At 70.2% G+C, this 24,906-nt stretch carries 12 protein-coding genes and 1 tRNA gene; 3 read left to right on the top strand and 10 right to left on the bottom strand.

All coding sequences use genetic code 11. The features are described 5' to 3' along the window. Positions 1-221: 221 nt before the first annotated feature. The 4 genes from KIH73_RS05340 to KIH73_RS05325 form a co-directional block, all read right to left on the bottom strand. Positions 222-2,048, bottom strand: coding sequence for an alpha-amylase family protein (locus KIH73_RS05340; protein ID WP_219081319.1), 1,827 nt, complete (start codon positions 2,046-2,048; stop codon positions 222-224). Positions 2,049-3,108: 1,060 nt separating this feature from the next. Next, the gene (locus KIH73_RS05335) at positions 3,109-12,540 is read right to left on the bottom strand and encodes a type I polyketide synthase (protein ID WP_219081317.1); all 9,432 of its coding nucleotides are present in this window, start codon (positions 12,538-12,540) and stop codon (positions 3,109-3,111) included. 132 nt (positions 12,541-12,672) lie between these two features. Continuing rightward, positions 12,673-14,280 (bottom strand): acyl-CoA carboxylase subunit beta, encoded by a 1,608-nt coding sequence (locus KIH73_RS05330; protein ID WP_219081315.1) that lies wholly within the window; start codon positions 14,278-14,280, stop codon positions 12,673-12,675. After that, a complete protein-coding gene (locus tag KIH73_RS05325) occupies positions 14,277-16,142 on the bottom strand; it encodes an ATP-binding protein (RefSeq protein ID WP_219081313.1) in 1,866 nt (621 codons plus the stop codon). The genes KIH73_RS05330 and KIH73_RS05325 overlap by 4 nt, the downstream gene beginning before the upstream one ends. Positions 16,143-16,719: 577 nt before the next feature. On the opposite strand from KIH73_RS05325, the gene KIH73_RS05320 reads away from it, so the two are divergent. Next, positions 16,720-17,301, top strand: coding sequence for a biotin transporter BioY (locus KIH73_RS05320; RefSeq protein ID WP_219081311.1), 582 nt, complete (start codon positions 16,720-16,722; stop codon positions 17,299-17,301). A 349-nt stretch (positions 17,302-17,650) separates the two neighbouring features. Here the strand turns inward: KIH73_RS05320 and KIH73_RS05315 are convergent, their stop codons facing one another. Then, positions 17,651-18,661, bottom strand: coding sequence for a biotin--[acetyl-CoA-carboxylase] ligase (locus KIH73_RS05315; RefSeq protein ID WP_236022601.1), 1,011 nt, complete (start codon positions 18,659-18,661; stop codon positions 17,651-17,653). Between the two features lie 632 nt (positions 18,662-19,293). Between KIH73_RS05315 and KIH73_RS05310 the strand changes: the two genes are divergently transcribed. Together KIH73_RS05310 and KIH73_RS05305 are read left to right on the top strand one after the other, a co-directional pair. Then, complete coding sequence (locus tag KIH73_RS05310; protein WP_236022605.1) at positions 19,294-21,240, top strand: DUF6020 family protein; 1,947 nt, start codon at positions 19,294-19,296, stop codon at positions 21,238-21,240. After that, positions 21,237-22,073, top strand: a complete 837-nt coding sequence (locus KIH73_RS05305) for a PucR family transcriptional regulator (protein WP_236022600.1) — start codon at positions 21,237-21,239, stop codon at positions 22,071-22,073. The genes KIH73_RS05310 and KIH73_RS05305 overlap by 4 nt, the downstream gene beginning before the upstream one ends. A gap of 234 nt (positions 22,074-22,307) precedes the next feature. Here the strand turns inward: KIH73_RS05305 and rplA are convergent, their stop codons facing one another. The 5 genes from rplA to KIH73_RS05280 all read right to left on the bottom strand — a co-directional run bounded on the left by rplA (position 22,308) and on the right by KIH73_RS05280 (position 24,862). Next, positions 22,308-23,000 carry a 50S ribosomal protein L1 gene (gene rplA, locus KIH73_RS05300; RefSeq protein ID WP_219081307.1) on the bottom strand — a complete coding sequence of 231 codons (693 nt, stop codon included), beginning with the start codon at positions 22,998-23,000 and terminating at the stop codon, positions 22,308-22,310. 14 nt (positions 23,001-23,014) lie between these two features. Next, positions 23,015-23,446 (bottom strand): 50S ribosomal protein L11, encoded by a 432-nt coding sequence (gene rplK, locus KIH73_RS05295; protein ID WP_219081305.1) that lies wholly within the window; start codon positions 23,444-23,446, stop codon positions 23,015-23,017. Positions 23,447-23,700: 254 nt separating this feature from the next. Then, entirely contained in the window at positions 23,701-24,501 is an 801-nt protein-coding gene (gene nusG, locus KIH73_RS05290; protein WP_219081302.1) for a transcription termination/antitermination protein NusG, read from the bottom strand. A 24-nt stretch (positions 24,502-24,525) separates the two neighbouring features. After that, on the bottom strand, positions 24,526-24,753 hold the full coding sequence (gene secE, locus KIH73_RS05285; protein ID WP_219081300.1) for a preprotein translocase subunit SecE: 228 nt from the start codon (positions 24,751-24,753) through the stop codon (positions 24,526-24,528). Positions 24,754-24,786: 33 nt separating this feature from the next. After that, positions 24,787-24,862 (bottom strand) — tRNA-Trp (locus KIH73_RS05280). Positions 24,863-24,906 lie beyond the last annotated feature (44 nt).

The following is a 24,906-nucleotide window of genomic DNA, read 5'->3' as shown; positions in this document are numbered from 1 at the left end:
TCACGGCGAGCGGACGCGCCGATGACAGCCGGCGGCGGTCCCTGCGACCGCAGCCACGGCGCGCCACGCTCCCGTGACATCTCATGATCGCGCCCGCCGGCGATGCGGCCGGGCACGGCTTTTCAGTATGGCATGCCGGCCGGCGTAAATCGACGACGCGCGCCGACCGGCATGTCGCGGCACGGCGCGAGGGGCACGGCCCGCCGGCCGCCCGTGCCCGATCACTCGCCGCAGCGGATAATCTTCGCCTCGTACGGCGTCAGGTCGACCTTCCACGGCAGGTTCACGCCGGCATTGCTGTCGAGGTAGGCGGTCTGGCCGTCCATCGTGAAGTTGAACAGGCCCAGCAGCGTCTCGCCCTCGACCTGGCGCACGACGGCGAGCACGTGGTCGTTGTGCGCGTCCCAGGTGGTCACCCACGCGTCGGGCGCGAAGGCCGGGTCGTCGCGCATCTCGCGCAGGCCCTTCATGCCCTCCCACAGCTCGTGCTGCAGCGTGCCGGGGGTGTCGCGCTTCTCGGCGTTGCGCCAGTTGAACTTGCTGCGGTGCAGGTTGCGGCTGTCGTCGGCCTTGTCCGGGTCGTCCTTGTAGTCCCAGCCGTTGAGCTGTCCGATCTCGTCGCCGCAGTTGAGCATCGGGAAGCCGCGCAGGAACGCCATCGTGCGGTGCATGAGCAGGTCGCGCTCGACGCCGCGCACATAGGAGGAGCGGTCGTGCGTGTAGATCGCCTTCTCGATGCCGCACAGGCTCGCGGTGGTGCCGCAGCTGCGGGCGTCGCGGCTGACCGGATCGTAGTTGTACAGCTCGCCCATCGACCAGCTGCCGGGCACGGACCCCTCGTAGAAGTGGTACAGGAACTCCTTGTGCCTCTGCGGGTCGATGCCCAGCTCCCACTCCTTCGGCTCGTCCAGGCCCCAGCCGATGTCGTCGTGGCAGCGCAGGTAGTTGACGAACCAGCAGTTCTCCGGCAGGGCGTTGAGCGCGTCGAGCTGCGCCTTGAGCAGGCGGGTGTCGCCGTTGGCGAGCGCGCTCCACAGGTTGACCATGATGGAGACGTTGTACAGCATGTGGCACTCGGGGTGCTCCGGCGTGCCGAAGTAGGCGGCGAGCTCCTTGGGGGCCATGACGACCTCGCCCTTGAGCACGACGGCCGGGCAGACGCATTCCAGCGCGATGCGCAGCATGCGCACGATGGTGTGGACCTGCGGCAGGTTGCGGCAGCTGGTGCCGAGCTCCTTCCAGATGTAGGGCACCGCGTCGATGCGCAGCACCTCGACGCCGAGGTTCGCCAGGTTGAGCGCGTTGGAGAGCATCGCGACGAGGACCTTCGGGTTGCGGTAGTTGAGGTCCCACTGGAACGGGTAGAACGAGGTGAGCACCCACTTGCGCATCTCCTCGTTCCACGTGAAGTTGCCGGGCGCGGTGTTCGGGAAGACCTGCGGCACGGTGCGCTCGTACTGGTCGGGGATGGTGCGGTCGTCGTAGCAGAAGTAGTAGTCCTGGTATTCGGGGTCGCCGGCCTTGGCCTTCATCGCCCACTCGTGGGTGGAGGCGGTGTGGTTCATCACGAAATCGAGGCACAGGCTGATGCCCGCGGCGCGCAGCTTCTTGGTCAGGTTCGCCAGGTCGTGGTTGGTGCCCAGCGTCGGGTCCACGGTGGTGAAGTCCTCGACCGCGTAGCCGCCGTCGTTCTGCGGGTGCGGCATCTTGAGCAGCGGCATCAGATGCAGGTAGGTCAGGTCCTGCTCCTGCAGGTACGGGATGCGGTTGGCGAGCTTGCGCAGGCTGCCGGCGAACAGGTCGGTGTACATCGTCATGCCGAACATGGTGCCGCGCTTGTACCATTCGGGGTCGGCCTCGCGCTTCGCGTCGAGCTCCTTGAGGTCCGCGGGGCGCTCGGCGTAGGCCTGCGCCATCGCCTCCTCGAGCTCCTCGAGGGCGGCGCGGTCGTCGTACAGGCTCATGAACAGCTGTTCGAGCTCGTCGTGCCGCGCGGCCAGGCGGTTTCCGAACGTCTCGTCGATTTCGGCTTCGTCGGCGGATATCATCTCTGCAACTCCTTCGTTAGGTGATTCCCTTGACTAGTGTATCGCGGAACCCCCGTGGCATCAAACCGGTTCGAGGCAGTATGGCGCGGAATTGCGCCGATCGACGCATGCCACCGACGCATGATCGCGACGGCCGGTGTGCGCCATCGATGCACGATCGCGACGGCCGGCACGCGTCGTCGACGCACGCGGCCGACCCGCATCATCGACGCCCGCTCGCGTCGGCCGATACGCGCCGTCGACGCGCCGATCGGCGCCGATGCGGCGCGCTTCGCGGCGCGATGCCGGCCGGGAGGGTTGGGCCGGCGCGGAGTCTCGACGACAAACGCACATTGTGCATATGGGCAGAGAGACGGCTGGAGCGGCCCCACAACAGCGGACGCCCCCGGACCACCACCCCGTCGCGGACTCATCATCCGGTTCCATGATTCGCCATGCGGCTCAGGCGCATCACACACGCAAAATCCCACTATCTGCGGAACAGCATCAAGAGCGCCATCCGACTCAGTCGCCTCACACACGCAGAATCCCACACCTGCAGCAGATGCGCGGTACGGAACCCATCCAGCCCGCTTCCATCCGCACCGTACCGTACCGCGGTACGGTACGGAATCACAATCCTTGCAATTCCGCCATTCTTGTTTCGCTACTGTACCACGGTACGGTACGGAAGCCTCCGGAAGCACCCTGAGGGATTCCGTACCACGGACCACGGGAATCACAGGGACTGAGGCGCGGCACACCAGCACACCGGCGCACGCGGCGCGCCGGCACACGCGCACACCGGTACACGCACACGCCGGAGCACGAGGCACACGCGGCACACCGGCATCACCCGCGCCAATCGCACAGCGCACGCATCCGGCGCATATGACGAAGCGGCTCCCGTCACCGCTCAGGGTGACGGGAGCCGCTTCTAGGGCTAACGCATCATGTGCGTTGGTTCATCGGTCCTCGGGTGCGCCTCGGACCGAAGCGTTCAGGGCCGACACGGGACACCACTCCCGCCGGCCTCACACGGGCCGGAACGGAGAGAACGCCCCGCCCGGCCCGCGCGGCCTCAGGCCGCGTAGTAGCCGTCGGCGCCGAGTCGCGCATCCGGGTCGAGCAGCATGGCCTTCTCGACCTCGTGCGCGTCGTAGCCGCGGCGGTCCTCGTGGAAGCGACGGTTGTCGATCGGCTCGTACAGGGCCTCGTGACCCATCATGCCCTCCTCGAGGTGGCGCTGGCCGGCGGCCAGGCGCTCGTTGGCGCGGCGACGCCACTCCTCGAGAGCCTCGATGCCGGCCGTATGGGCGACGGCCGCTTCGAAGGCACCCGGGTTGACGATCGCGCCGAAGCCGGAGACGTGGCCGAAGCCGAGCGAGGTGACCAGGCCGGCCTTGACCTTGCCGACGTGCAGCGGCCGGGTCAGCCACACCATGTGGTCGTCGCGCCTGAGCTTCGGGTCCACGCAGTCGAGCGCCGCGTTCGCCGGGATCACGCCGGACTTGAACAGCTGCGTCAGGCCGTTGACCTGGAAGATGCAGGCGCCGCCCTTCGCGTGGCCGGTCACGGTCTTCTGGCTGATCACGAACAGCGGGTTGCCGTCCGTGCGGCCGATCGCGTGGGCCAGCGTGTTGTGCAGCTCCGACTCGTTCGGGTCGTTCGCGTTGGTCGAGGTGTCGTGCTTGGAGACCACGGCGATGTCGTCCGGGGTCACGCCGAGCGCGGCGAGGTCCTTGACCAGCTTCGAGTCCCTGCCGCCCAGACCCGCGGCCAGGGCGCCGAGGCCCGGGGCCGGGATCGAGGTGTGGGCGCCGTCGGCGAAGGAGTGGATGTAGCCCACCACGCCGGCGACCGGCAGACCGAGCCTGAGCGCGATGTCGCCGCGCGTCAGCAGGATCGTGCCGCCGCCCTGGGACTCCAGGAAGCCGCCGCGGCGGCGGTCGTTAGCGCGGGAGAAGAAGCGGGGCTCGATGCCCTTGTCGTACATCTCCTGCGAGTTCGCGGTCGCGTTCATGTTGCCGAAGCCGATCACGGACTCCACGCCGATGTCGTCGATCGCGCCGGTGACCACGAAGTCGGCCTTGCCCAGGGCGATCTTGTCGCAGCCCTCCTCCAGCGACACCGCGGCGGTGGCGCAGGCGGAGACCGGCTGGATCATGTTGCCGTAGCCGCCGATGTACGACTGCATCACATGCGCGGCGACCACGTTCGGCAGCGCCTCCTGCAGGATGTCGGTCGGGATCTCGTGGTTGAGGAACCGGTCGAGGTACAGCTTGCGCATCGACTGCATGCCGCCGAAGCCGGTGCCCTGCGTGCTGGCGACCTTGGACGGGTGCACGGCCTGCAGGATCTCGGCCGGGGTGAAGCCGGCGTTGAGGTACGCGTCGACGGTGGTGACGATGTTCCACTGGGCGATCGGGTCGACGGCGCCGACCATCGAGGCGGGGATGCCCCACTTGAGCGGGTCGAAGCCCTTCGGGAACTGGCCGCCGACGGTGCGGGTCATCGTGGCGCGGCGCGGCACGCGGATCATCGATCCGGCGTGGCGGGTCACGATCCACTCGCCCGACTCCTCGTCGGCACGCACCGTGGTGTGCGCCTCGTCGAGCTTGACGTACTCGTCGGCGATGTCGCGGGTCGGCACCGAGAACTCGACGTCGTGGTCGAGGAACACCTCGGCCTCCTCCTCGTCGGCGCCGTCCTTGTAGTCGTTGCCCATGCCCTCGTCGAACGGACGGATGCCGGAGCGGGCCACGACCTCGTCGTGGTAGCGCTCGGCGATGTCCTCCTCGGGCACCAGGTTGCCGTCGGCGTCGTACCAGCCCGGCTTCGGGGAGTCCTGCCAGGTCAGCAGGCCCATGTTCCAGGCCAGCTCGAGCACGGCGCCGGCGGAGAGGTCCACGGTGCCGTCCGAGTGGATGCCCAGCTCGGCCTCGAAGCGGGTGCGGCCGGAGCCCCACGGGCCCAGCTCGCCGATCGAGACGATGACGATCTCGTCCTCGGGCCTGGCGGTCACGCCCTTCCAGTCGTCGAGGTCGACCTCGGCCTGGTGCGGCACGTGCGGCGTCGGCAGCGCCTTGATCGCGGCGCCCTTGGCGGCCGGCTCGGCGTCCGCGGCGTCGCCCTCCCGGGCGGCCTTCGCGGCGGCGTCGGCCATCGCCTCGGCGCGCAGCGCCTTGATGTCGATCGGCTCGCTGCCCAGGCCGCCGGTCAGGTCCACGTCGAGCGGGGCCGTCTTGGCCTGCTCGCGGGCGGGCTTGTCGGCCAGCTCCAGCAGTCGGACCGCGATCTCGGCGGTGGAGTAGGTCCGCAGGCCGTGGCGCTCGACGACCTCGACCAGCGGGTCGTTGCCGCCCATCAGGCCGGTGCCGCGCACCCAGCCGATCTTCGGGTGGGCGAAGGTGACGTGGCTGGACCAGTCCTTCTCGGCGCGGGCGCGGTTCACGATCGCGTCGAACGCGCTCTTGACCTCGCCGTAGGCGCCGTCGCCGCCGAAGATGCCGCGGTTCGGCGAGCCCGGCAGCACGACGTGCAGCCGGTGGGCCACGTCGGTGTCGGCGCCGATGGCGGACAGGCCGGCGATCGCGCGCTCGACGCCCCACAGCATCAGGCGCGCCTGCGACTCGAACAGCTCGCCCGAGTCGGCCAGCGAACCGTGGACCGGCGGGGCCGCGAACGGGAAGAACAGGTCGGGCTGGTAGGCCGGCTTGAGGATCGTCGTCGTGGCGCCGGTCGTCTTCTTCTGGACGTTGCCGACCCACTGCACGAGCGCGTCCACGTCGCGGTAGCTCGACAGGTTGGCGGGCACCAGCCACAGCGTGGCGTCGCCGGTCGCGTGCTCGCGGTAGGTCCGCTTCGCCCACGCCTTGACGGACGCGCGGAAGCTGTGCGAGGTGGCGATGACGGTCGCGCCGCCGGCCAGCAGGCCGTTGACGACCTGCGCGGCGATCGAGTTCGGCGCCACGCCGGTGACGACGGCCACGTCGCCCGCGAAGCGGGATGCGGCCTCGTCGTCGGCGGCGGACTCCATCGCCTCGCGGGCGATGCGGCCGTACTCGGCGGCCAGCGCCTGGTCCTCGCACTTGGCGGCGAACCAGCCCGCCTCGTCGGCGATGTCCTTGCCCAGGCCGACGAAGCTGCCCTCGAGCGCGGCCGAGTCGCCGTCGTAGAACGCACGGGCGAGGTCCTCGCGGGCGGAGGCCCAGCGGTCGTCGAACAGGATGGCCTTGTTCGCGTCGAAGCGCGGCTCGACCTGCTTGGGCCAGTCGGAGCCGAGCTCGGCCTCGACGGCGGCCACCACGGCGGCGTTGTCGTCGCCCTCGGCCTGCGGGGCCGGGGCCGCGACGCCGAGCTGGCTGAGCACGAAGCGGGCGGTGGAGGCCAGCACGCCGTCGGCGCCGGTCACGGTCGCGGCGTAGGCGTCGAGCGCGGCCGAGTCGACCACGCCGCCGGACGCGCCGCCGGCGGACGGCATCGCGACGGACATGCCGTGGGCCTGCGCGACCTTCTGCACGGCGGCGTCGATCAGCGCGTTCGCGGCGGCCGCGTTGGACGCGGGCTCGCTGCCCAGGCCGGCCAGGTCGCCGCCGCGGGCGGAGGCGCCCTCGCGGGTCTCGAGCACCAGCGTGGCGACGACGTTGGAGGCCCAGCCCGCGCCGAGCTGCCAGGTCTCGGTCACACGCTTCTCGATCTGGGCGACCTTGACGCCGGCGGCGCCGAACATGCCGCGCACGCGGTCGCGGACGATGTCGGCCAGCACCGGGCCGAAGGCCTTGTAGTTCGGGGCGACCTTGTCGACCAGCGCGCTCAGCGCGGAGATCGAGGCCTCGGCGGCGCCGTCGACGCTCGCCACGCCCAGCTCGGAGCTGATGTCCATGAGCAGCTGGTTGCGGCGCGACGACACGCCGTTGGTCAGCGTGTCGGTGGTGTCGTTGTCGCCGATCTGGTCGGGGCGCACCTTGGCCGAGTAGGCCAGCAGCATGCCGATCGCGTCGGAGGCCCTGAACGGGATGTCCTCGACGGCGGCGCCGGAGGGCGCGCCGGCCGGGGCGGCGGGAGCGGCCGGGGCGGCAGCGGCAGCGGCGGCCGGAGCCGGGGTCGCGGCGGGCGCGGCGGCGGGGGCCGGGGCGGCCTCGGCCACCGGGGCCTCGTCGGCCTCCTCCTCGACGACCAGCGAATCTGAGTCGGTCATGTAGACGCGGCCCTCGTCGCGGCCGACGTTGAACACGGTCACGTCGCGGCCGGTGAAGCTCGGCTGGGCCAGCGTCTTGGCGGCCATGTTGGCCAGCGTCGGCGAGTTGCCCAGGCCGACCTCGACGTACTCCTCGACGCCCAGGCCGCCGGCGCCGCGGGCGCCGAACATCAGGTTCTGCGTCTCGATCCAGCGCACCGGGGAGGCGAACTGCCAGGAGAGCAGCTCGGTGAGCAGCAGGCGGCCGAGCTTCTGGTCGTCGGCGGCGTAGGAGTCCCACACGGCCGGGTCGTCCAGCGCGGCCTTGATGCGCTCGGAGGGCACCACCTTGAGGATCTCGGCGGCGAACTCCTTGGTCATCCGGAACGGCGTGGCCACCAGGTTCGGGATGTAGCGGCCGACCAGGCGGTCGTAGTCGATGTGCTGCGGCAGCAGCGCGTCGAGCTTGTCGCGGAAGTCCGGCACGCCCTTGCGCAGCATGCGCGAGTGGAACGGCACGTCGATGCCGGGCAGCAGCATGAACGGCTTGCGCCCGCCGTACTCGGCGGCGCGGCGCTCGGCGTCGGCGCCCAGGGCCTTCAGGCCCGCGATGGTGCCGGCCAGCACGTACTGCGAGCCGGAGAGGTTGTAGTTGACGATCTGCAGGAACTCGCCGGTGGCCTTCGAGATCGACTCGACGTACTCGTTCACGCCGTCGTCGCCGATGCCGAACTGGTTGGAGCGCAGCGCGCCCATGCGGTAGTTCGTGCGGCCGTTCTCGTCGCGCTCGACCAGGCTGTCCATCGCGGAGCCGCGGTGGAAGACGAGCACCAGCACGGTCTCCAGCGGGATGATGCCCGCGAACGAGCTCAGCGCGTTGTACTCGCCCAGCGAGTGGCCGGCGAAGTACGCGGGCCAGATGTCGCTGCCGGCCTCGCGCAGGCGGGCGGTCTGCACGAAGGCGACCGTCGCGAGCGCGACCTGCGTGAACTGCGTGAGGTTGAGCAGGCCGTCCGGGTGGTAGTAGCGCACGCCGTTGGCGACGATCTCCTTGGGGTTATCGCGCACGATGGCGATGATCGAGAACCCGAGCTTCTCGCGGGTGATCGCGTCGGCGCGCTCCCAGACCTCGCGGGCGGCGGCGGACTTGGCGCGGGCGTCGAGCTCCATGCCCTGCTGCTGGATGCCCTGGCCCGGGTAGACGAACGCGGCCTTCGGGGCGCGGGTCACGGCGGTGCCGCGGGAGACGATCTGGCCGTCGATGCGGCAGGTGACCTCCAGGGCCATGCCGCCGTGGCGCACCTTGCCGATGCGCTCGACGGAGATCTCCGCCTCGTCGTCGAGCTGGACCATGCCGTACATGTTGTACGTCCAGCCGGCGATCTCGTAGTGGGCGCCCTTGTCGTCCACGGCCTGCGCGACGTGCTGGGCGGTGGCGGACAGCCACATGCCGTGCACGAGCGGGGCGGCGAGGCCGGAGATGGCGGCGCCGCGGTGCGAGGTGTGGATCGGGTTGAAGTCGCCCGAGGTGCGCGCGAACGCGGTCATCTCGTGCGGGGCCTTGACCCTGACGCGGCGCAGCAGGCGGCGCGGGGTCGCGTCGACCAGCGGCAGCGGGCCGTCGGCGGTCTCGTCGAGGGCGAACATGCGCTCCTTGGACTCCAGCTCGTCGCGGTGGAACTCCAGGTAGTCGCCGTAGTCGGGGGCCTCGGCCGGCAGCGCGTCGGAGTAGGCGCGGCCGCGGATCGCGAAGCGCTCGGTCTCGTTGGCGAGCACGGTGCCGTCCTCGGCGGCGTGCACGACGTGGATCGTCACGACGCGGCCGGAGGCGGACTCGAAGTAGTCCTCGGCCCAGCTGGTCATGCGGATGGTCTCGCCGGTGTGGGCGAGCAGCTCCTCCTCGGTGACCTCGAGCTCGATGAGGTGGTCGAGGTGCACGGCGTTGAGCAGGCCCTCGATGACCGGGAAGCCGTCGACGTACACGGAGCCGAGCGCCGCGTAGATCGCGGGCCAGGCCGGGCCGACCAGCGCGTCCGGGGCGATGCGCGAGGCCTTGAGGTTGTTCGGCATCGTGCCCGCGGTGGCGGCCTCGTGGTCGAAGCCGAGGTTGGCCGAGAGCGTGTAGGTGGCGTGCGCCTCGCCGAACGGGCGGTCCGGGTTCGCCGGCTCGCCCTGGCGGCCGACGTACTCGTGTTCGGCGTCGGCGACGCCGTCGACGACCTCGGGCATCGCGGTCAGCGCGTCGCCGGTGATGGCGGTGTTGCCGATGCCTGCGGTCGCGGCGAGCATCGCGTAGACGTGCGCGGGCAGGCGCTTGCGGTCGACGACCGGGAACAGGCCGGCGCGCGAGCCGTCGACGGTCAGCGGGATGACGATGTCGCGCACGGCGTGCTTGGACAGGCCGCCGTCCGGGTCGTTGTCCCAGTAGGTGTCCAGGTGGATGTCGAGGTCGTACTGCTCGCCGTCCCCGTCGGTGCCCACGTAGCGGATCTCGTAGTTCTTGTCGCCGTGCGGGGTGCCGTACGCCGGGTTGTCCATGAGGTGGCCGACCCAGGAGATGTTCGGGCAGTTGCGGATGAAGGACTCGGCGTCCTGCGAGTCGCCGATCTCGGCGTAGGCCTCGGTGGTCCGACCGCCGTCGGCCTGCTTGACGCGCTCCATCGCGGCGTGCTCGAAGCGGCCGAGGATGTCGGCCACCGGCTCGTCGATGGTGGTGATGCCGGCCACGGAGATCGGGCCGGGGATGACGCGCACGGAGTCGGCGGAGTAGCGCGGGTCCTCGGACTGCCACAGCTGGTCCTGGCCCCACCAGCGCAGCAGGTCGTTGTCGATGACCGGCACGAACGGCATGGGCTTGTGGAACTCGCGGATGAGCGTCGGGAACCAGGCCACGTCGGCCGCGGTCACCTTGAGCTCGGCGGCCTGCGGGTAGGCCTCGCGCAGCTTGGCGATGGCGGCCTGCGGGTCGTCCTCGACGTCGGAGCGGTCGGCGAACAGCGAGGTCAGCTCGCCGGAGTCCTGCTCGCACACGCGGGCCTCGATGCGCTGCAGCAGGTGCAGGAAGCGCTCGGCGTAGCTCCAGTCGGCCCACGGGAAGGACAGGTCGGCGAAGCGCTCGGCCCACTCGAGGTAGGTCATCGTCTCCAGGTCGCCGAAGTACGGCTTGGAGGTCTTGTTCAGCGCCTCGATGATCTCGTCGCGGCGGGACTCGAGCTCCTCGGGGTGGTTCATGACGCGCACGAGCAGGCGGCCGCACACGGCCGAGGAGTTCTCCAGCTCGTAGATGTCGGCGTGCAGGTGGCTCAGGCCGGAGGTCACGCCGCCGACCTCCTTGCCGGCCGGCACCCACTTCTCGCCGCGCGGCGCGAACGGGTCGGGGTCCGGGGCGAAGTCGGTGATGCCCGGGGTCTCCACGAGCATCCTCTTGACCTGCGGGCTGGTGTGGGCCTCCTTGGCGGTCATCGCGGCGGTGCCGACGAGCACGCCGTCGACCGGCATGTCGGGCATGTCGTACTCGCGGGCCCACTGGCCGGAGATGTAGTCGGCCGCGCGCTCCGGGGTGCCGACGCCGCCGCCGACGACGAGCACCAGGTTGTCGCAGGCGCGCACGTCGGCGTAGGTGTTGAGCAGCAGGTCGTCGAGCGACTCCCAGGAGTGGTGGCCGCCGGCGATGCCGCCCTCGACCTCGATGATGATCTTGGCCGGGGCCACGCCCTTGGCGATGCGCACGACCTGGCGGATCTGGTCGACGGTGCCCGGCTTGAAGCCGATGTACGGGAAGCCGTCGGCGGTCAGCGACTCGACCAGCTGCAGGGCCTCGTCATATTCGGGGATGCCGGCGGAGATGATCACGCCGTCGATCGGGGTGCCGGAGGCGCGCTTCTTGGAGACGATGCGCTGCTGGCCGAACTGCAGGTTCCACAGGTAGCGGTCCATGAACATCGTGTTGAACTGCACGGTGCGGCCCTCGTCGAGCTTCTTCTCGAGCTTAGCGACGTGGCGGTCGAACACGTCGGCGGTCACCTGGCCGCCGCCGCCGATCTCCGCCCAGTAGCCGGCGTTGGCCGCCGCGACGACGATGTCGGGGTCGACGGTGGTCGGGGTCATGCCGGCGAGCAGCACCGGGGCCTTGCCGGTCAGCTCGCTGAACTTCGTGCGGATCTTGTCGCCGGCCGGGGTGTGCACGACGGACGGGGCGAAGTCCTTCCAGTTCTGGGTGCGCTCCGGGTCGCCGTCCAGCGTGGCGAGCGCGGCGCGCTCGGCGCCGGTCGTCGCCTCGACGATGCCCACGCCGGTGCCCTGGACGTTGGCGGCGATGAGCTTGCCGGCCGTCTGGCCGGGGCCCAGGTCGACGATCCACAGCGCGGTCGGGTCGGTGGACTCGATCAGGCCGCGCACGCGGCTCGCCCAGTCCACGTGGTTGACCAGCACCTCGTCGGCGAGCGCACGGGCGTGCTCGCCGTCCAGGCCGCAGGCCTCGGCCCAGGCGACGGTCTGCTCGACCGCGTCGGCCATGAGCGGGGAGTGGAACGGCAGGGTCACGTCGAGGTACTCGAGCACCGGGTCGAACACCGAGCCGCCGCGCACCTTCTCCTCGCGCAGCTTGGCCTGGTGCCTGTGCTCCTTGGCGGCCTCGGTCACGAACGAGGCGAGGTCCTCCGGGTAGCCGGAGAGCACCTGGTTGTCGGAGGCGTTGGTCACGGCGATGGCGATCGGGCCGCGCGGCTTGGACACGCGGGCGATCAGCGCCTCGACCTGCTTGACGGTGGCGCCCTTGACCGACAGCATCGGGGTGGCCTCGCCGACCTTGGCGTTCAGCGCGATGAGCTTGGTCTGGCGCGAGCCGGCGACGCCGATGAGCTGGGCGATCGCCAGGATCTCGTCGATCGCGCCGGAGGCGGCCTCGACCGAGCCGGCCTCCTCGACGGCCTGGACCATGTGCACGGCGAGCACGCCCTGCGAGTGGCCGAGCACGGCGACCGGCTTGGCGGCGGCGACGTCGTAGCCCAGGCCGGTCATGTCAATGAGCGCGCCCAGCTGGGTCAGCGCGATGCCGGGCACGGAGGCCGCGGCGTCGGCGGCGGGCCCGAGCGAGGCGGGGTTGGCCTCGAAGCCGAACAGGTCGACCGGACGGCCGTTGGCGGCCAGCAGATCGGCGCTCACCGGGGTGAGCAGCCGGTTCGCGGCCTCGACGTGACCGCGCAGCGCAGCCTCGAGCGCCGGGTCGGTCGTCTGGTCGGCGAGCGCGACGGTCCACGGCGTGGACTGCCCGCCGAAGGCGAGCGCGTGGGGCTCGACCGCCAGCCGGTTGAGGAAGAAGGTGGTATCGGTCATTGGTGTTCCTTTTCGTTCCTTACTTCGTGGGTTGAGGTAAGTCTGGTGTGCCGCTGTCCAGTCTATTGGCCGGGGCGGCGTTGATGCGGGATTGCTTGCTATGTGGTTGGGGGCGTTCCGCGGGGGCGGGCGTCACAGGGGCTGGTTGCCGTGGTGCTTGGTGGTGCGGCGGACGCGCTTCTTGCCGGCGAGCAGCCGCAGCGACTCGGCGATGGCCTCGCGCGTCTGCTCGGGGTCGATCATCGCGTCGATCTCGCCCATCTCCAGGGACAGGTTCGCGTTGACGGTCGTGGCCTCGTACTCGTCGGCGAGCCGGGTGCGCAGCGCCTCGACGTCCTTGCCCATCTCCTTGGCCTTCTGCAGGTCCTTGCGGTGGATGATGTTGACCGCGCCCTTCGCGCCGAGCACCGCGATCTGGCTGGAGGGCCAGGCGAAGTTCATGTCGGCGCCGATGGACTTGGAGCCCATGACGATGTACGCGCCGCCGAAGGCCTTGCGCAGGATCACGGTGACCATCGGCACCTGCGCGTTCGCGTAGGCGTAGATGACCTTGGCGCCGCGGCGGATGATGCCCGCGTGCTCCTGCTCGGCGCCCGGCTTGTAGCCGGGGGTGTCCACCAGCGTGATGACCGGCAGGTTGAACGCGTCGCACAGGCGCACGAAGCGGGCCACCTTCTCGGAGGAGTCCACGTCGAGCACGCCGGCGTTGACGTTCGGCTGGTTCGCGACGACGCCGACCGGATGGCCCTCGACGCAGGCGAAGCCGACCACGGCGGACGGGGCGAACAGCTCCTGGACCTGCACGAACTCGCCGTAGTCGACGATGCAGCGGATCACGTCGAGCACGTCGTAGGGCTGGCGGTCGTTCTCGGGCACGATCGTGCCCAGGCGCTCGGCGACCTCGCGGTCGGCGCGCGTGGCGGCGAAGGCGAAGGTCGGCGGCTGGTCGTCGCTGCTGGAGGGCAGGTAGGCGAGCACGGTGCGCGCGTAGTCGATCGCGTCGGCCTCGTCCTCGCCCAGGTAGTGGGCCACGCCGGAGGTGGCGTTGTGCACGTAGCCGCCGCCGAGGTCGTCCATGCTGATCGTCTCGCCGGTGGCCGCCTTGACGACGTCCGGGCCGGTGACGAACATGCTGGAGTTCTCGCGGGTCATGATGATCAGGTCGGTCAGGGCCGGGCAGTACACGGCGCCGCCCGCGCAGGGGCCCAGGATGACGGAGATCTGCGGGATGAAGCCGCTGGCCTGACAGGTCTTGCGGAAGATGCGGCCGTACTGGGTCAGCGCGGCGACGCCCTCCTGGATGCGCGCGCCGCCCGAGTCGATCAGGGCGACGACCGGCACCTTGAGGTCGAGGGCCATGTCCATCAGGTGGCAGATCTTCGCGCCCTCGGCCGCGCCGAGCGTGCCGCCCTGCACGGAGAAGTCCTGCGCGTACACGCCGACCTTGCGCCCGTAGATCTCGCCGAAGCCGGTGATGACGGCCGAGCCGGCCTTGCCGCCGTTGATGTCGCCGCCGGCGAAGCGGCCGATCTCCTGGAAGGTGCCGGTGTCGAACAGCAGGTCGAGGCGTTCGCGCGCGGTGCGCTTGCCCTTGGCGTGCTGGCGGGCGCGGGCGTGGTCCTCGGCGTCGCGCGCGAGCTCGGCGGCGCGCACGATGGCCGCGCGGATCGGCTGCTTGTCGGAGCCCTGGCCGTTCTCCATCGCCTTGACGACGGCCGGCGCGCTCATGATGTCGGTCATTTCGCCTCCTCCGTCCTCTCGGCGTCGCCCTCGGGCCTGCTGGCGCCCTCGATGTCGAGCGTGACGAGCGTCTCGCCCGCCTCGACGCCGGTGGCCGGGCCGACGAAGATCTTGGTGACGGTGCCGGAGACCGGCGAGTAGACGTAGTTCTCCATCTTCATCGACTCGAGCACGACGAGCAGGTCGCCCTTGGCGACCTTCTGGCCCTCGGCGACGTTGATGCGGGTGACGACCGCCTGCATCGGGGAGGCGATGACGCCCGACTTGCCGGCGTCGTCCGAGGCCTTGGCGGCCACGTTGTGCAGGCCCTGGCCGCGCAGCGGCTGGGTCGGCAGCTTGGCGCCGCGGGCGCGCGCCGAGCCGGTGAGGCTGTCGACGATGTCCTGCGGGACGGTGAGCTTGACGCGGCGGTTGTCGACCTCGATGACGAAGCTCTCGGTCGCGGTCTTCGGGGACTCCTCGGCGCCCGCGGTGAGCGAGGCCGGCTGGCCGGAGCGGGTGGTGCTCGGCTCGCGGTTCAGGTAGGTGCGCTCGAGCCACTTGGTCGACACGTCGAACTCCTGCCCCTCCGCGGTGAAGGCCGGGTCGTTGAAGATCCGCTCGAACAGGCTCGCCGGGGTCGGCACGCCCTCGATGACCAGCTCGCCCAGCGCGCGGCGCACGCGGGCCACGGCGGTGGCGCGGTCCTGGGCGGTGACGATGAGCTTGCCCATCATCGAGTCGAACTTCGGGGAGACGGTGTCGCCCTCCTTGACGCCGGAGTCCACGCGGATGCCGGCGCCGGACGGCCAGACGACGCGGGTCAGCGTGCCCGAGCTCGGGGTCAGGTTGGTGGCCGGGTCCTCGCAGGTGATGCGCAGCTCGAAGCTGTGCCCGCGCGGCTCGGCGGCCGCGGTCAGCTCGCCGCCCTCGGCGATGGTCAGCTGCTCGCGCACCAGGTCGAGGCCGCACACCTCCTCGCTGACGGTGTGCTCGACCTGCAGGCGCGGGTTGACCTCCAGGAAGTAGACCTTGTGCTGCGGGGTGACCATGAACTCGCAGGTGCCCAGGCCGACGTAGTCGACCGCCTCGAACAGGTTGCGCGAGTACTGCTCCAGCTGGCGGACGACCTCCGGGCGCAGGAACGGCGCCGGGGCCTCCTCGATGAGCTTCTGGTTGCGGCGCTGGACCGAGCAGTCGCGGGTCGAGTACACGGTGAAGTTGCCGTGCGAGTCGCGGCCGCACTGGGTCTCGACGTGACGGGCCTTGTCGATGAAGCGCTCGACGAAGTACTCGTTGAGGTCGCCGCCCTGCATCGCGTCGTGGTTGAGGTAGAAGCTGCGCAGCTCGTCGTCGTCGCGCACGATGGTGATGCCGCGGCCGCCTCCGCCGTCGGTGCGCTTCATCATGATCGGGAAGCCGTGCGTGTGCGCGAAGTCGAACAGCGCATGGATGTCAGTGACCGCGTCGGAGATGCCGGGGACCGGCGGGACCTTGGCCTTGGTGGCCACGCGGCGCGCGGTGATCTTGTCGCCGAGATCGACGAGCGCCTTCGGCGAGGGGCCGATCCAGATCGCGCCGGCGGCGGCGACCTTCTCGGCGAAGGAGGCGACCTCCGACAGGAATCCGTAGCCGGGGTGCACGGCGTCGGCGCCGCTGCGGCGGAGGATGTCGATGAGGAGGTCCTCGTTGAGGTAGGTGTCCTTGTAGGTGTCGCCAGAGAGCAGGTAGGCTTCGTCGGCCATGCCCACGTACTGCGACTGGCGGTCCTGTTCCGCGTAGACGGCCACGCTCGCGATGCCCATCTCCTTGAGGGTGCGCACCACCCTCAGGGCGATCTCGCCGCGGTTCGCGACCAGCACTTTATTGATACGTTTGCCCATAATATTCAAACTTATCGCCGTCGGGCCCGCGCGCGTCAGCGACGAACCTACAAAACTCGCTCGACCGTTTTGTTCACGGCCCACAAACGCCGCGCCCGCCGGCGCGGACGCCGCCGCGTGCGGGGCCGGGACCGGACGCGACGCGGGCATCGCCGCGCCGGACGTGGCGGACGCCGCCGCCCGCCGGACCGGGACAGCCGCCTCCTCCGCGCCGGGACGATCCCCGGCGGCAGGCCGCCGCCCGCGAAGCCGGGACGGCCCCGAGGCGTCGCCCAGACCCCTGATCGACGGTGCCCGACGCCCGCACGGCCGGGACGGCCCGCGGACAGCCATCGGCGCCGCGCGCGGCCGCCTTCCCCGTCAAGCCGCCGTGTGCGGGGACGGGACAACCGCGGCGGGCGTATTTTGTACGTTTCCACCACCGCATGTCCGGTTCCAGGCCGTTACGATGGCATGGGCGGCACCGCTTCCAGGCGTCCGGCGGGTTCGCCGGCGCCCCGCCCGCGCAGGCCGGTCCGAGCAGGCCCGTCCGGCGCGCGGCTCCGCCGCCCCAACCACCTATCAGATCGGAGATGTCATGTCCACCAAAGCACTCGCCCTCGCCACACAGATCCGCCACCTCGCCTCCGGCGCCGTCAGGCCCGTGGCGTTCGCGCTGCTGCTGTGGGCCGCCACCGCGGCCGGCGAGATCCCGATCCCGGGCACCCCGGTGCCGATCACACTGCAGACCTTCGTGGTGATGATGGCCGCGCTGATGCTGTCCTGGCGCCAGGCCGGCGCCGCCGTGGCGCTGTACCTGGCGGCCGGCGCGGCCGGACTGCCGGTGTTCGCCGGCGGCGGCTCCACGATGTCGCTGCTCGGCCCCAGCGCCGGCTTCCTGATCGGCTTCCTGCCGGGCGTGATCGTCACGGCAATGCTCAAGGGCCGCGGCCGTGCCGACGGCGCCGCCGGCACCGCGCTGACCGCCCTGCGCTACTTCGCCGCGACGCTGGTCGGCGGCGTGGCCGTGGTCTACTTCTTCGGCTTCACGTTCCAGTCGGCGCTGACCGGCGTGCCGTTCATGACCGTGGCGACCGCCTCGATGGGCTTCGTGGTCGGCGACCTCATCAAGGCCGCGGTCGCCTCGCTGACCGCCGCCGGGCTGCTGCGCCTGCGCTAGGCGAGGCCGGGAGGGGGCCGATATCCGACTGGATAAAGCGCAGATGGCGGTGTCCGCGCCAGATGCGTCCAGGAGAGGCGCCTTCCCGCCCCCGCTCCGTCCTTGTCGACCATTCCGGCACCCGACGGTCGACAGTCTCCCAACGCACAATGTGCGTTGGGCCGTTTAATCCGATAAGGTCAGCGCGGGAGAGATCCCGCGCGGACCTTGTCATATCGCCAGCCATGACGGGCCGAGGAACGGGGACGCCATCGACAGCCCGCCGGAGACATCCTCGACAGCCCGCACCGGCTGGCATGTCACCGGTTACGACAGGCCGAGGAATCAGCGATCCGTAAGACGGGCGGCGTCACAGGACGCCGACGTCGCCCGTATGCACAATGTGCCTTGCGCCGTCGTCGGCCAGCACCGTCAACGAGGCGTCGGGGTTCAGCTCCAGGGCCTCGCCGCGGACCGTCCCGCCTTCGGCCAGCCGCGCCTCGACGCGGCGGCCCAGCGTCCAGCAGACCGCCCGGGTCTCCTCGTGCGCGCGCCGCGCCGCCTCCCGGGGATCGGCGATGAACGCGACCAGCCGCGCGCGCAGCGATGCCGCGGTGCGCGCGGCGATCATGTCGCGCATCGCGTCGGGCTCCGGCAGCGGGCCGCGGTGCAGCTGCAGCGACGTCGACAGCGGGGTCGGCAGCCGGTCGGCGGGAATGCCGAGGTTCAGCCCCACGCCGAACACCACACCGATCGGCGGCCCGTCGAACGCCCCGCCCGGCGACCAGCCCGGCGCATCCGGTCCTCCCGCGGCCGGAGGCAGGGCGACGAGTTCGGCGAGGATGCCGCCGAGCTTGTGGTCGTGGCAGAACACGTCGTTCGGCCACTTCAGCGCCATGCCGCACGGCCCGCCGTGCAGTACGGCCGCGCCGGCGTCGCGGCACGCGCCGCGCAGCGCGTCCAGCGTGGCGAGACCGGCGGTCATCTGCAGCCAGCCGTTGACCTGCGGGTCCGTCGCGATCCGGGCCGGCAGCACCGTGGCGTACGAGACCATCGACGACTCCCCCGGGCGCGAGACCCACTGGCGGCCCAGCCGCCCGCGGCCGGCCGTCTGCTCGTCGGCCACGACCACCGCCATGGGCGGGGCGGGCGGCGCCGCAGCACCGCCCCGCGCCGCCGTGCCGTCCCGCCGCGCCGCTCCGGCCCGGTTCGCCCCGCCGGCCGGCCACGTGCCGTCGGCCAGCATCCGGTGCGCCACGGTGTTGGTCGAATCGACGGCGGCGAACCACAGCACCGTGTCCGCGGCCGCGCAGGTTCGTGGCAGGCGGTCGCGCGCATCGCGGCCGGGTGCCGTCATGGTCATGGTCGTTGTCGAGGTCATGGCACCAGCCTAACCCGAGCGACGCCCCGGATGAGGCGGCTCGCACGGGACTGCGCGGGCGTGGTCGTCCCCCATCCGCCGAACCGACGCAACGGCGCCCCGAACGGGCATGAAGATCGACACCGGCGGCGCCTGGTCAAGATCCCTCCGAACGGACCAATGGTCCCGTGAGGTTCGGCGCCGCCCAGCCCGCCGCGCCGGGCCGGTTCACAGGATGAAGCGCCACGATCCCATGAACCGGAACGCACGGAAGCACACAAATACGAACAGTCACAAATGGCGGAATGGCGCGATCCATGTTCGATTTTCGCGACGATACCGGTTCACAGGATTCAACGGCCGAAACCCGTGAATTAGGTAAACGTTACACTTCCCGCGGAGATCGACGCCGGGCAGCGTCATGGCCCCGCCGGCCACCTCATCCCCTGTGGTTTTCACCGAGGCACGGTAGAATGCCGTCCATGACCGACGTTTCCCACGACGGCGCCGCATCGCGCCCGCACGCCCCCGGCCAGGCCCGGAGACGCAGGGGGACGTCCCCACGCGAGAACGCTAACATCGGCGCCGCCCCCCGGTTCGCACGGTTCGGCGCATGCTGCCGCTGGGCGCTCGCCGTGCTGGCCTGCCTGTGGATGGCGCTGTGCACCGCGGTCGGCCCGCTGTACTGGCGCGAGGGATCGATCGCCGACTGGGGACGGGAGAACACCGTCTACGCCGTGCTCTCCTTCGCCGTCTACCTGGGCATCGTCGTCGCGCTGGTGAGGCTCGGCTCCGGCGCCTGGTCGTGGCGCCGCGCCCTTGCGCGGGCCAGGGAGCGGTGGCGCCCCCACCTCGCACAGACGGCCGCATGGCGGGGCGCGCGCCGCGCCCTCGACCTGACGCGGCGCGTGTCCGCCGTCGTCGGGCGGATCCTGCGGCGCGGCACCGACCGCTGGTGGAAGCTGCTGCTGATCTTCATCATCGGCTGGCTGTGGATCCCCACCACGCTGGTCACGGCCTTCGGCGCCGACATCCGCTCGCAGATCCGTGAGTTCAGCTGGGCGTGGAACCAGTGGACCGGCATCCAGCAGCCGTACATCGGTTTCTTCTCCTTCGTGCCGATGGACATCTACCCGACCGCGCACTACCTGTGGCCGGAGGACCCCACCTACCTGACCGACCAGCACAACATCGTGCTCACCGTGTGCTACGGCGCGGTCGCCTCGGTCTCGCGTTACCTCACCGGCTCGAACGACGCCGGCTACATGACGCTTTCAGCGCTGCAGTACCTGTTCGCGGCGTTCTGTTGCGCGGCGACGGCCGACCGGTTCCTCAACCTGGGGTTCATGCGCCGCTACACGGGCGAGGCGGCGGGCCGGCGCGGCCCGGCGCGCGGCGAGTGGCTTCTGCCGCAGTCCCCGCGCCGGCGTTCGCGGCCGCTGCCCACGATCACCGACCAGGAGCCGATCGCGCCGGCCGGCGGGCTCGCCCGCTTCCTGATCCTGCTGTTCTTCATGACCTGCCCGCTCGCCGTGTTCGCCACGATCTCGCTGACCAAGTCGCCGCTGTTCGCCTTCGCGTTCGTATGGTGGTTCGGCGTGTGGTACGAGCTGCACGCCACGCGCGGGCGGCTGCAGCGCGACGGGCTGCCGGTCAGGCTGTCGCGGCGCAGCCTGGCGGCGTTCGTCGCGGCGTCGTGCGTCATGCTGGTCTCCGCGAAATACGCCTGGTACATCCTCGCCGCGCAGATCGTGCTCGCGCTGGTCGCCGACCGCAGGCGCTGGCGCACCTACGCGACCGCGCTGCTGCTGCCCACGGTCATCATCCACGGCGGGGTCTCGCTGCTCATCGGCACCGGGGCGATCATCGCCGGCGACCCGATCGAGAGCCGCGGCATCCAGCTGCAGCAGATCGCGCGCGTGGCCAAGCTCAACCCCGACGGCATCCCCGAGTCGGCGCGCGAGAAGCTCGAGCCGATCTTCAACCTCGACCAGACCGCCGAGGCCTACGACCAGGACGACGCCGACCCGGTCAAGTCCTCGGGCATCCAGTCCAAGAAGGTCAGCTACAAGTGGCGCACGGTCACCGCCGAGGACATGGAACAGTTCAACGCCGCCTGGCTGGAGATCGTGGTCGCCAACCCGGTGATCGCGCTCGACGCGTTCCTGGCGAAATGCTACGGGTACTTCGACGTGACCGCCCCGCCGTACACCTCGATGGACTACTACGTGGACAGCACCTACGTGCAGGACCAGACCACCTGGATCAAGGACTGGTGCCACGAATGGCGCGACGACGTGGCGCAGTTCGCCCGCGACTGGGGCGCCGTCCCGGTGCTCGGGTGGTTCACGCACGGCAACCTGTACGTCTCGCTCACGCTGCTGGTCGGCGCGGCCGAGGTCGTGCTGCGCCGCTGGCGGACGCTGATGTGGCACATGCCGCTGCTGCTGCTCATGGGCGTCATGGTCACCGCGCCGGCGAACAACTTCGAGCGGCACATGCTGCCCGTCGCCTTCGTGTTCGGGTTCCTGTGCCTGACGTTCATCAGGGACCGGGCGGCGACGGCCGCGCGGGGGCCCGGGGTTAAGGTAGAAGCATGACTCCTTCCATGTGGGCGAAACCCCGCCGACGCCATGCGCGCGCCGCCGACGGCGACGTGCTGGCGCTGCTGCAGGGGCGCGGCGACGGCCAGATCGAGTCGCTGGCGTTCGAGTGCCTGGCCGACGGCGTGGCCGACGAGCGCGTGATGTCGCTGCTGCGGGTGCTCGGCTGGCGCGACGGCTTCGACTGCTTCGCGATCGCCGGCACGCCCGAGAACGGCTTCGCGGCGACCCGCGACGGCATCCGCGCCGCCGTGAGCGACCTCGGCGGGGATGCGTGCCTCGTCGGGCTGCGCGGGTCCGCGTGCGTCGCCCTCATCGCCCTGCGCGACGCGGTGACGCCGGAGGTGACCTGCACCGCCGTGTCGCCGCTGTACGCCGACGACGCGCCCCTATGCATCGGACCGGTGCGCCAGGACGTCGAGGGCGCCTCGCGCACGGTCGTCGCCGTGCTGAGCGCGCTGGCGGCCGTGCCCGCGGTCGCGTCGCCGCCCCGGCCGATGCGGGCCGACGACGTGCTGCCCGAACGCGCGCTGCTGGGCGACCAGGACGCCCGGGACGAGCTGTACGCCTCGGTGTACCTCAGCCTCAGGGGCGAGAACGCCGACGACCCGACGCTGGGCACGGTGACGGCGTTCCTGCGCTCCGGGGGATCGTTGGAGACCACGGCCAAGGAGCTCAACGTGCACCCCAACACCGTGCGCTACCGGCTCAAGCGGGCCACCGAGACGACCGGGTGGGACGCGACCGACTCGCGCGAGGCCTATGTGCTGCAGACGGCCATCGCCGTCGGCCTGATGCGCGACGCCTTCGAGGCCGGCCAGAAAAGGTAAACGTTTGCCCAATTCACGGGTTCAGGCTCGCGGATCCCGTGAACCGGCGCCACTGCAAAAGCGAACATGCGGGCGCGCCGTTCCGGCTGTGCGCGTCTGTGTGATTCCGTGCGTTCCGGTTCACGGGATCGCGGCTCTCGATCCCGTGAACCGGCGGCCCGGCAGCGGGACCTTCCGAAACGCGATGACCCCGGACCGCAATGCGGTCCGGGGTCATCGTCGGAGCGAATGGGCTCAGGCGAGGGTCATCGGATCGACCGGGACGCCCGGGGCCATCGTCGAGGTGATGGTCGCCTTGGTGATGTAGCGGCCCTTGACGGTGGTCGGCTTCAGGCGGCGGACCTCTTCGGTCACGGCCTTGAAGTTCTCGACCAGCGCGTTCTCGTCGAACGACAGCTTGCCGATCAGGAAGCTCAGGTTGCCGTGACGGTCGACGCGGAACTCGATCTTGCCGCCCTTGATGTCGGCGACGGCCTTGGCCACGTCCATGGTCACGGTGCCGGTCTTCGGGTTCGGCATGAGGCCGCGCGGACCGAGCACACGGCCGAGGCGGCCGACCTTGCCCATCATGTCCGGGGTCGCGACCACGGCGTCGAAGTCGAGGAAGCCGCCCTGGACCTTCTCGATCAGCTCGTCGTCGCCGACGATGTCGGCGCCGGCCTCGACGGCCTCGGTGGCCTTCGGGCCGCGGGCGAACACGAGGACCTTGGCGGTCTTGCCGGTGCCGTGGGGCAGGTTGACGGTGCCGCGGACCAGCTGGTCGGCCTTGCGCGGATCGACGTTCAGACGCAGCACAGCCTCGACGGTCTGGTCGAAGTTGTACGACGGCATGCTCTTGAGCAGAGCGATAGCCTCGGCGCCGGTGTACAGGTTGTTGCGATCGATCTTCTCGGCCGCTTCACGGTACTTCTTGGAATGCTTAGCCATCTGTCCTTCTCCTCTCAGTCGGTCACCGTGATGCCCATCGAGCGGGCGGTGCCCTCGATGATCTTCATGCCGGCCTCGATGTCGCGGGCGGACAGATCGGGCATCTTGGTCTCCGCGATCTCGCGGATCTGGGCCTTGGTGACGGAGCCGACCTTGTGGGTCAGCGGGTTCTCGGTGCCCTTCTGGATGCCGGCGGCCTGCTTGAGCAGCGCCGCGGCCGGCGGGGTCTTGAGAACGAAGGTGAAGGAGCGATCCTCATAGACGGTGATCTCGACCGGGACGATCTGGCCCATCTTGTCCTGCGTGGCCGCGTTGTAGGCCTTGCAGAAGTCCATGATGTTCACGCCGTGCGAACCCAGGGCCGGGCCCAGCGGCGGGGCCGGGTTGGCCTTGCCAGCCTGGATCTCGAGCTTGATCAGCGCTGAGACTTTCTTCTTGGGAGCCATAAATGGTTCTTCTTTCTATGAAGCGGTGCGAACGGCGACGCGGAACGGACCGGCCCCGGACCCGGGACCCGCCGGTCTGCGGTCTCCTCCCGCAACGGGTATTGCTGTGCTGTGCTAGCGGGTCGCCCCTCCAGACACAAGCCTTCCCATTATGCCGGCAGTGGCGGACAACGCCGCGCGCCTCCGGACGAGCGGGACCGGAAACGCGGGAACCCCGCCATGGCGGACCATGGCGGGGTTCCCGCGGAAACGATTCAGTTGAGCTTCTCGACCTGGTCGAAGCCCAGCTCGACCGGCGTGTCGCGGCCGAAGATGGACACGAGCACGGTGAGCTTCTGCGCGGTGGGCTCCACGTCGGAGACCACGGCCGGCATCGTCGTGAACGGGCCGTCGGTGACGGTGACCTGGTCGCCCACGGCGAAGGACACCTCGACGGTGCGCTTCTTCGCGGCGGCGGGCTTGTCGCCGGCCTTCTTGAGCGCCTCGGAGGCGATCATCGGGGCCATCATCTGCACGACTTCCTTGCGGCTGAGCGGCGCCGGGTCCTTGGTCGGGCCCACGAAGCCGGTCACGCCCTCGGTCTCGCGCACGATGCGGCGCGCGTCCTCGTCCGGCCACATGCGGATCAGCACGTACCCGGGCACGCGGACGCGGGTGATGACCTTCTTGCCCTTGTCGGTGTGCTTCTCGACCTCCTCCATCGGCACCTCGACCTGGAAGATCTTGTCCTCGAGGCCGAAGCTAGCGACACGGGATTCGACGTTGGTCTTCACGCGCTTCTCGTAGCCGGAGTAGGTATGCAGCACATACCATTTGCCCTCGAGCGTGCGCAGGCTCTTGGAGAACTCGGCGACGGCCTTCGCGCCGGCGTCCAGCTCCTCCTCGCCCTCGGCCGCCTCGGCGGTCTCGCCGTCGGCGGGGGCTTCGGGTTCGGCGGCGGTCTCGGCGACCTCGGATTCGGTCTCGGCCGACGCCATGGTCACGTCCTCCTCGGTCCCGGTTTCGGGAAGGTCGGGCAGGGCGTCGAGATTTTCGAGATTCACTTCGTCAGTCATGCATTCACCTTTGTGTTATGTCGATCAGCCGAACATCCACAGGGTGAGCTTGCCCAGACCGAAATCCATTCCGGTGACGAGCGCCATGAGGAGCAGCACGAAAATGAGCACGGCGAGTGCCCAGAAGAACAGCTCCTTGCTGGTGGGGGTCACGACCTTGCGGAGTTCGTCGATGATCTGCTTGATGAACATGCCGATGCGCATGAAGACGTTCGGCTTCGCAACGCGCTCGCCCTTGCTTTTCTTTGCCATGTCCGTCCTTCGCTCGGCTGTCTTCAGTAATCTTGGCAGGGACGGCGGGACTCGAACCCACAACCTACGGTTTTGGAGACCGTTGCGCTACCAATTGCGCCACATCCCTAGGTGAACTCTGCCCATCATAGCGGATAGTGCTGAACTATGCGA

Origin of the sequence: Bifidobacterium phasiani, assembly GCF_019331775.1 — a bacterium.
Taxonomy (GTDB): domain Bacteria; phylum Actinomycetota; class Actinomycetes; order Actinomycetales; family Bifidobacteriaceae; genus Bifidobacterium; species Bifidobacterium phasiani.
This window is presented reverse-complemented; position numbering and strand designations above follow the sequence as displayed.

Coding starts and splice junctions, on each gene's coding strand:
- KIH73_RS05305 (WP_236022600.1), top strand. CDS start 21,237: ATGACTCCTTCCATGTGGGCGAAACCCCGCCGACGCCATGCGCGCGCC.
- KIH73_RS05330 (WP_219081315.1), bottom strand. CDS start 14,280: ATGACCGACATCATGAGCGCGCCGGCCGTCGTCAAGGCGATGGAGAAC.
- KIH73_RS05315 (WP_236022601.1), bottom strand. CDS start 18,661: ATGACCTCGACAACGACCATGACCATGACGGCACCCGGCCGCGATGCG.
- rplA (WP_219081307.1), bottom strand. CDS start 23,000: ATGGCTAAGCATTCCAAGAAGTACCGTGAAGCGGCCGAGAAGATCGAT.
- KIH73_RS05335 (WP_219081317.1), bottom strand. CDS start 12,540: ATGACCGATACCACCTTCTTCCTCAACCGGCTGGCGGTCGAGCCCCAC.
- rplK (WP_219081305.1), bottom strand. CDS start 23,446: ATGGCTCCCAAGAAGAAAGTCTCAGCGCTGATCAAGCTCGAGATCCAG.
- secE (WP_219081300.1), bottom strand. CDS start 24,753: ATGGCAAAGAAAAGCAAGGGCGAGCGCGTTGCGAAGCCGAACGTCTTC.
- KIH73_RS05340 (WP_219081319.1), bottom strand. CDS start 2,048: ATGATATCCGCCGACGAAGCCGAAATCGACGAGACGTTCGGAAACCGC.
- KIH73_RS05320 (WP_219081311.1), top strand. CDS start 16,720: ATGTCCACCAAAGCACTCGCCCTCGCCACACAGATCCGCCACCTCGCC.
- nusG (WP_219081302.1), bottom strand. CDS start 24,501: ATGACTGACGAAGTGAATCTCGAAAATCTCGACGCCCTGCCCGACCTT.
- KIH73_RS05325 (WP_219081313.1), bottom strand. CDS start 16,142: ATGGGCAAACGTATCAATAAAGTGCTGGTCGCGAACCGCGGCGAGATC.
- KIH73_RS05310 (WP_236022605.1), top strand. CDS start 19,294: ATGGCGCTGTGCACCGCGGTCGGCCCGCTGTACTGGCGCGAGGGATCG.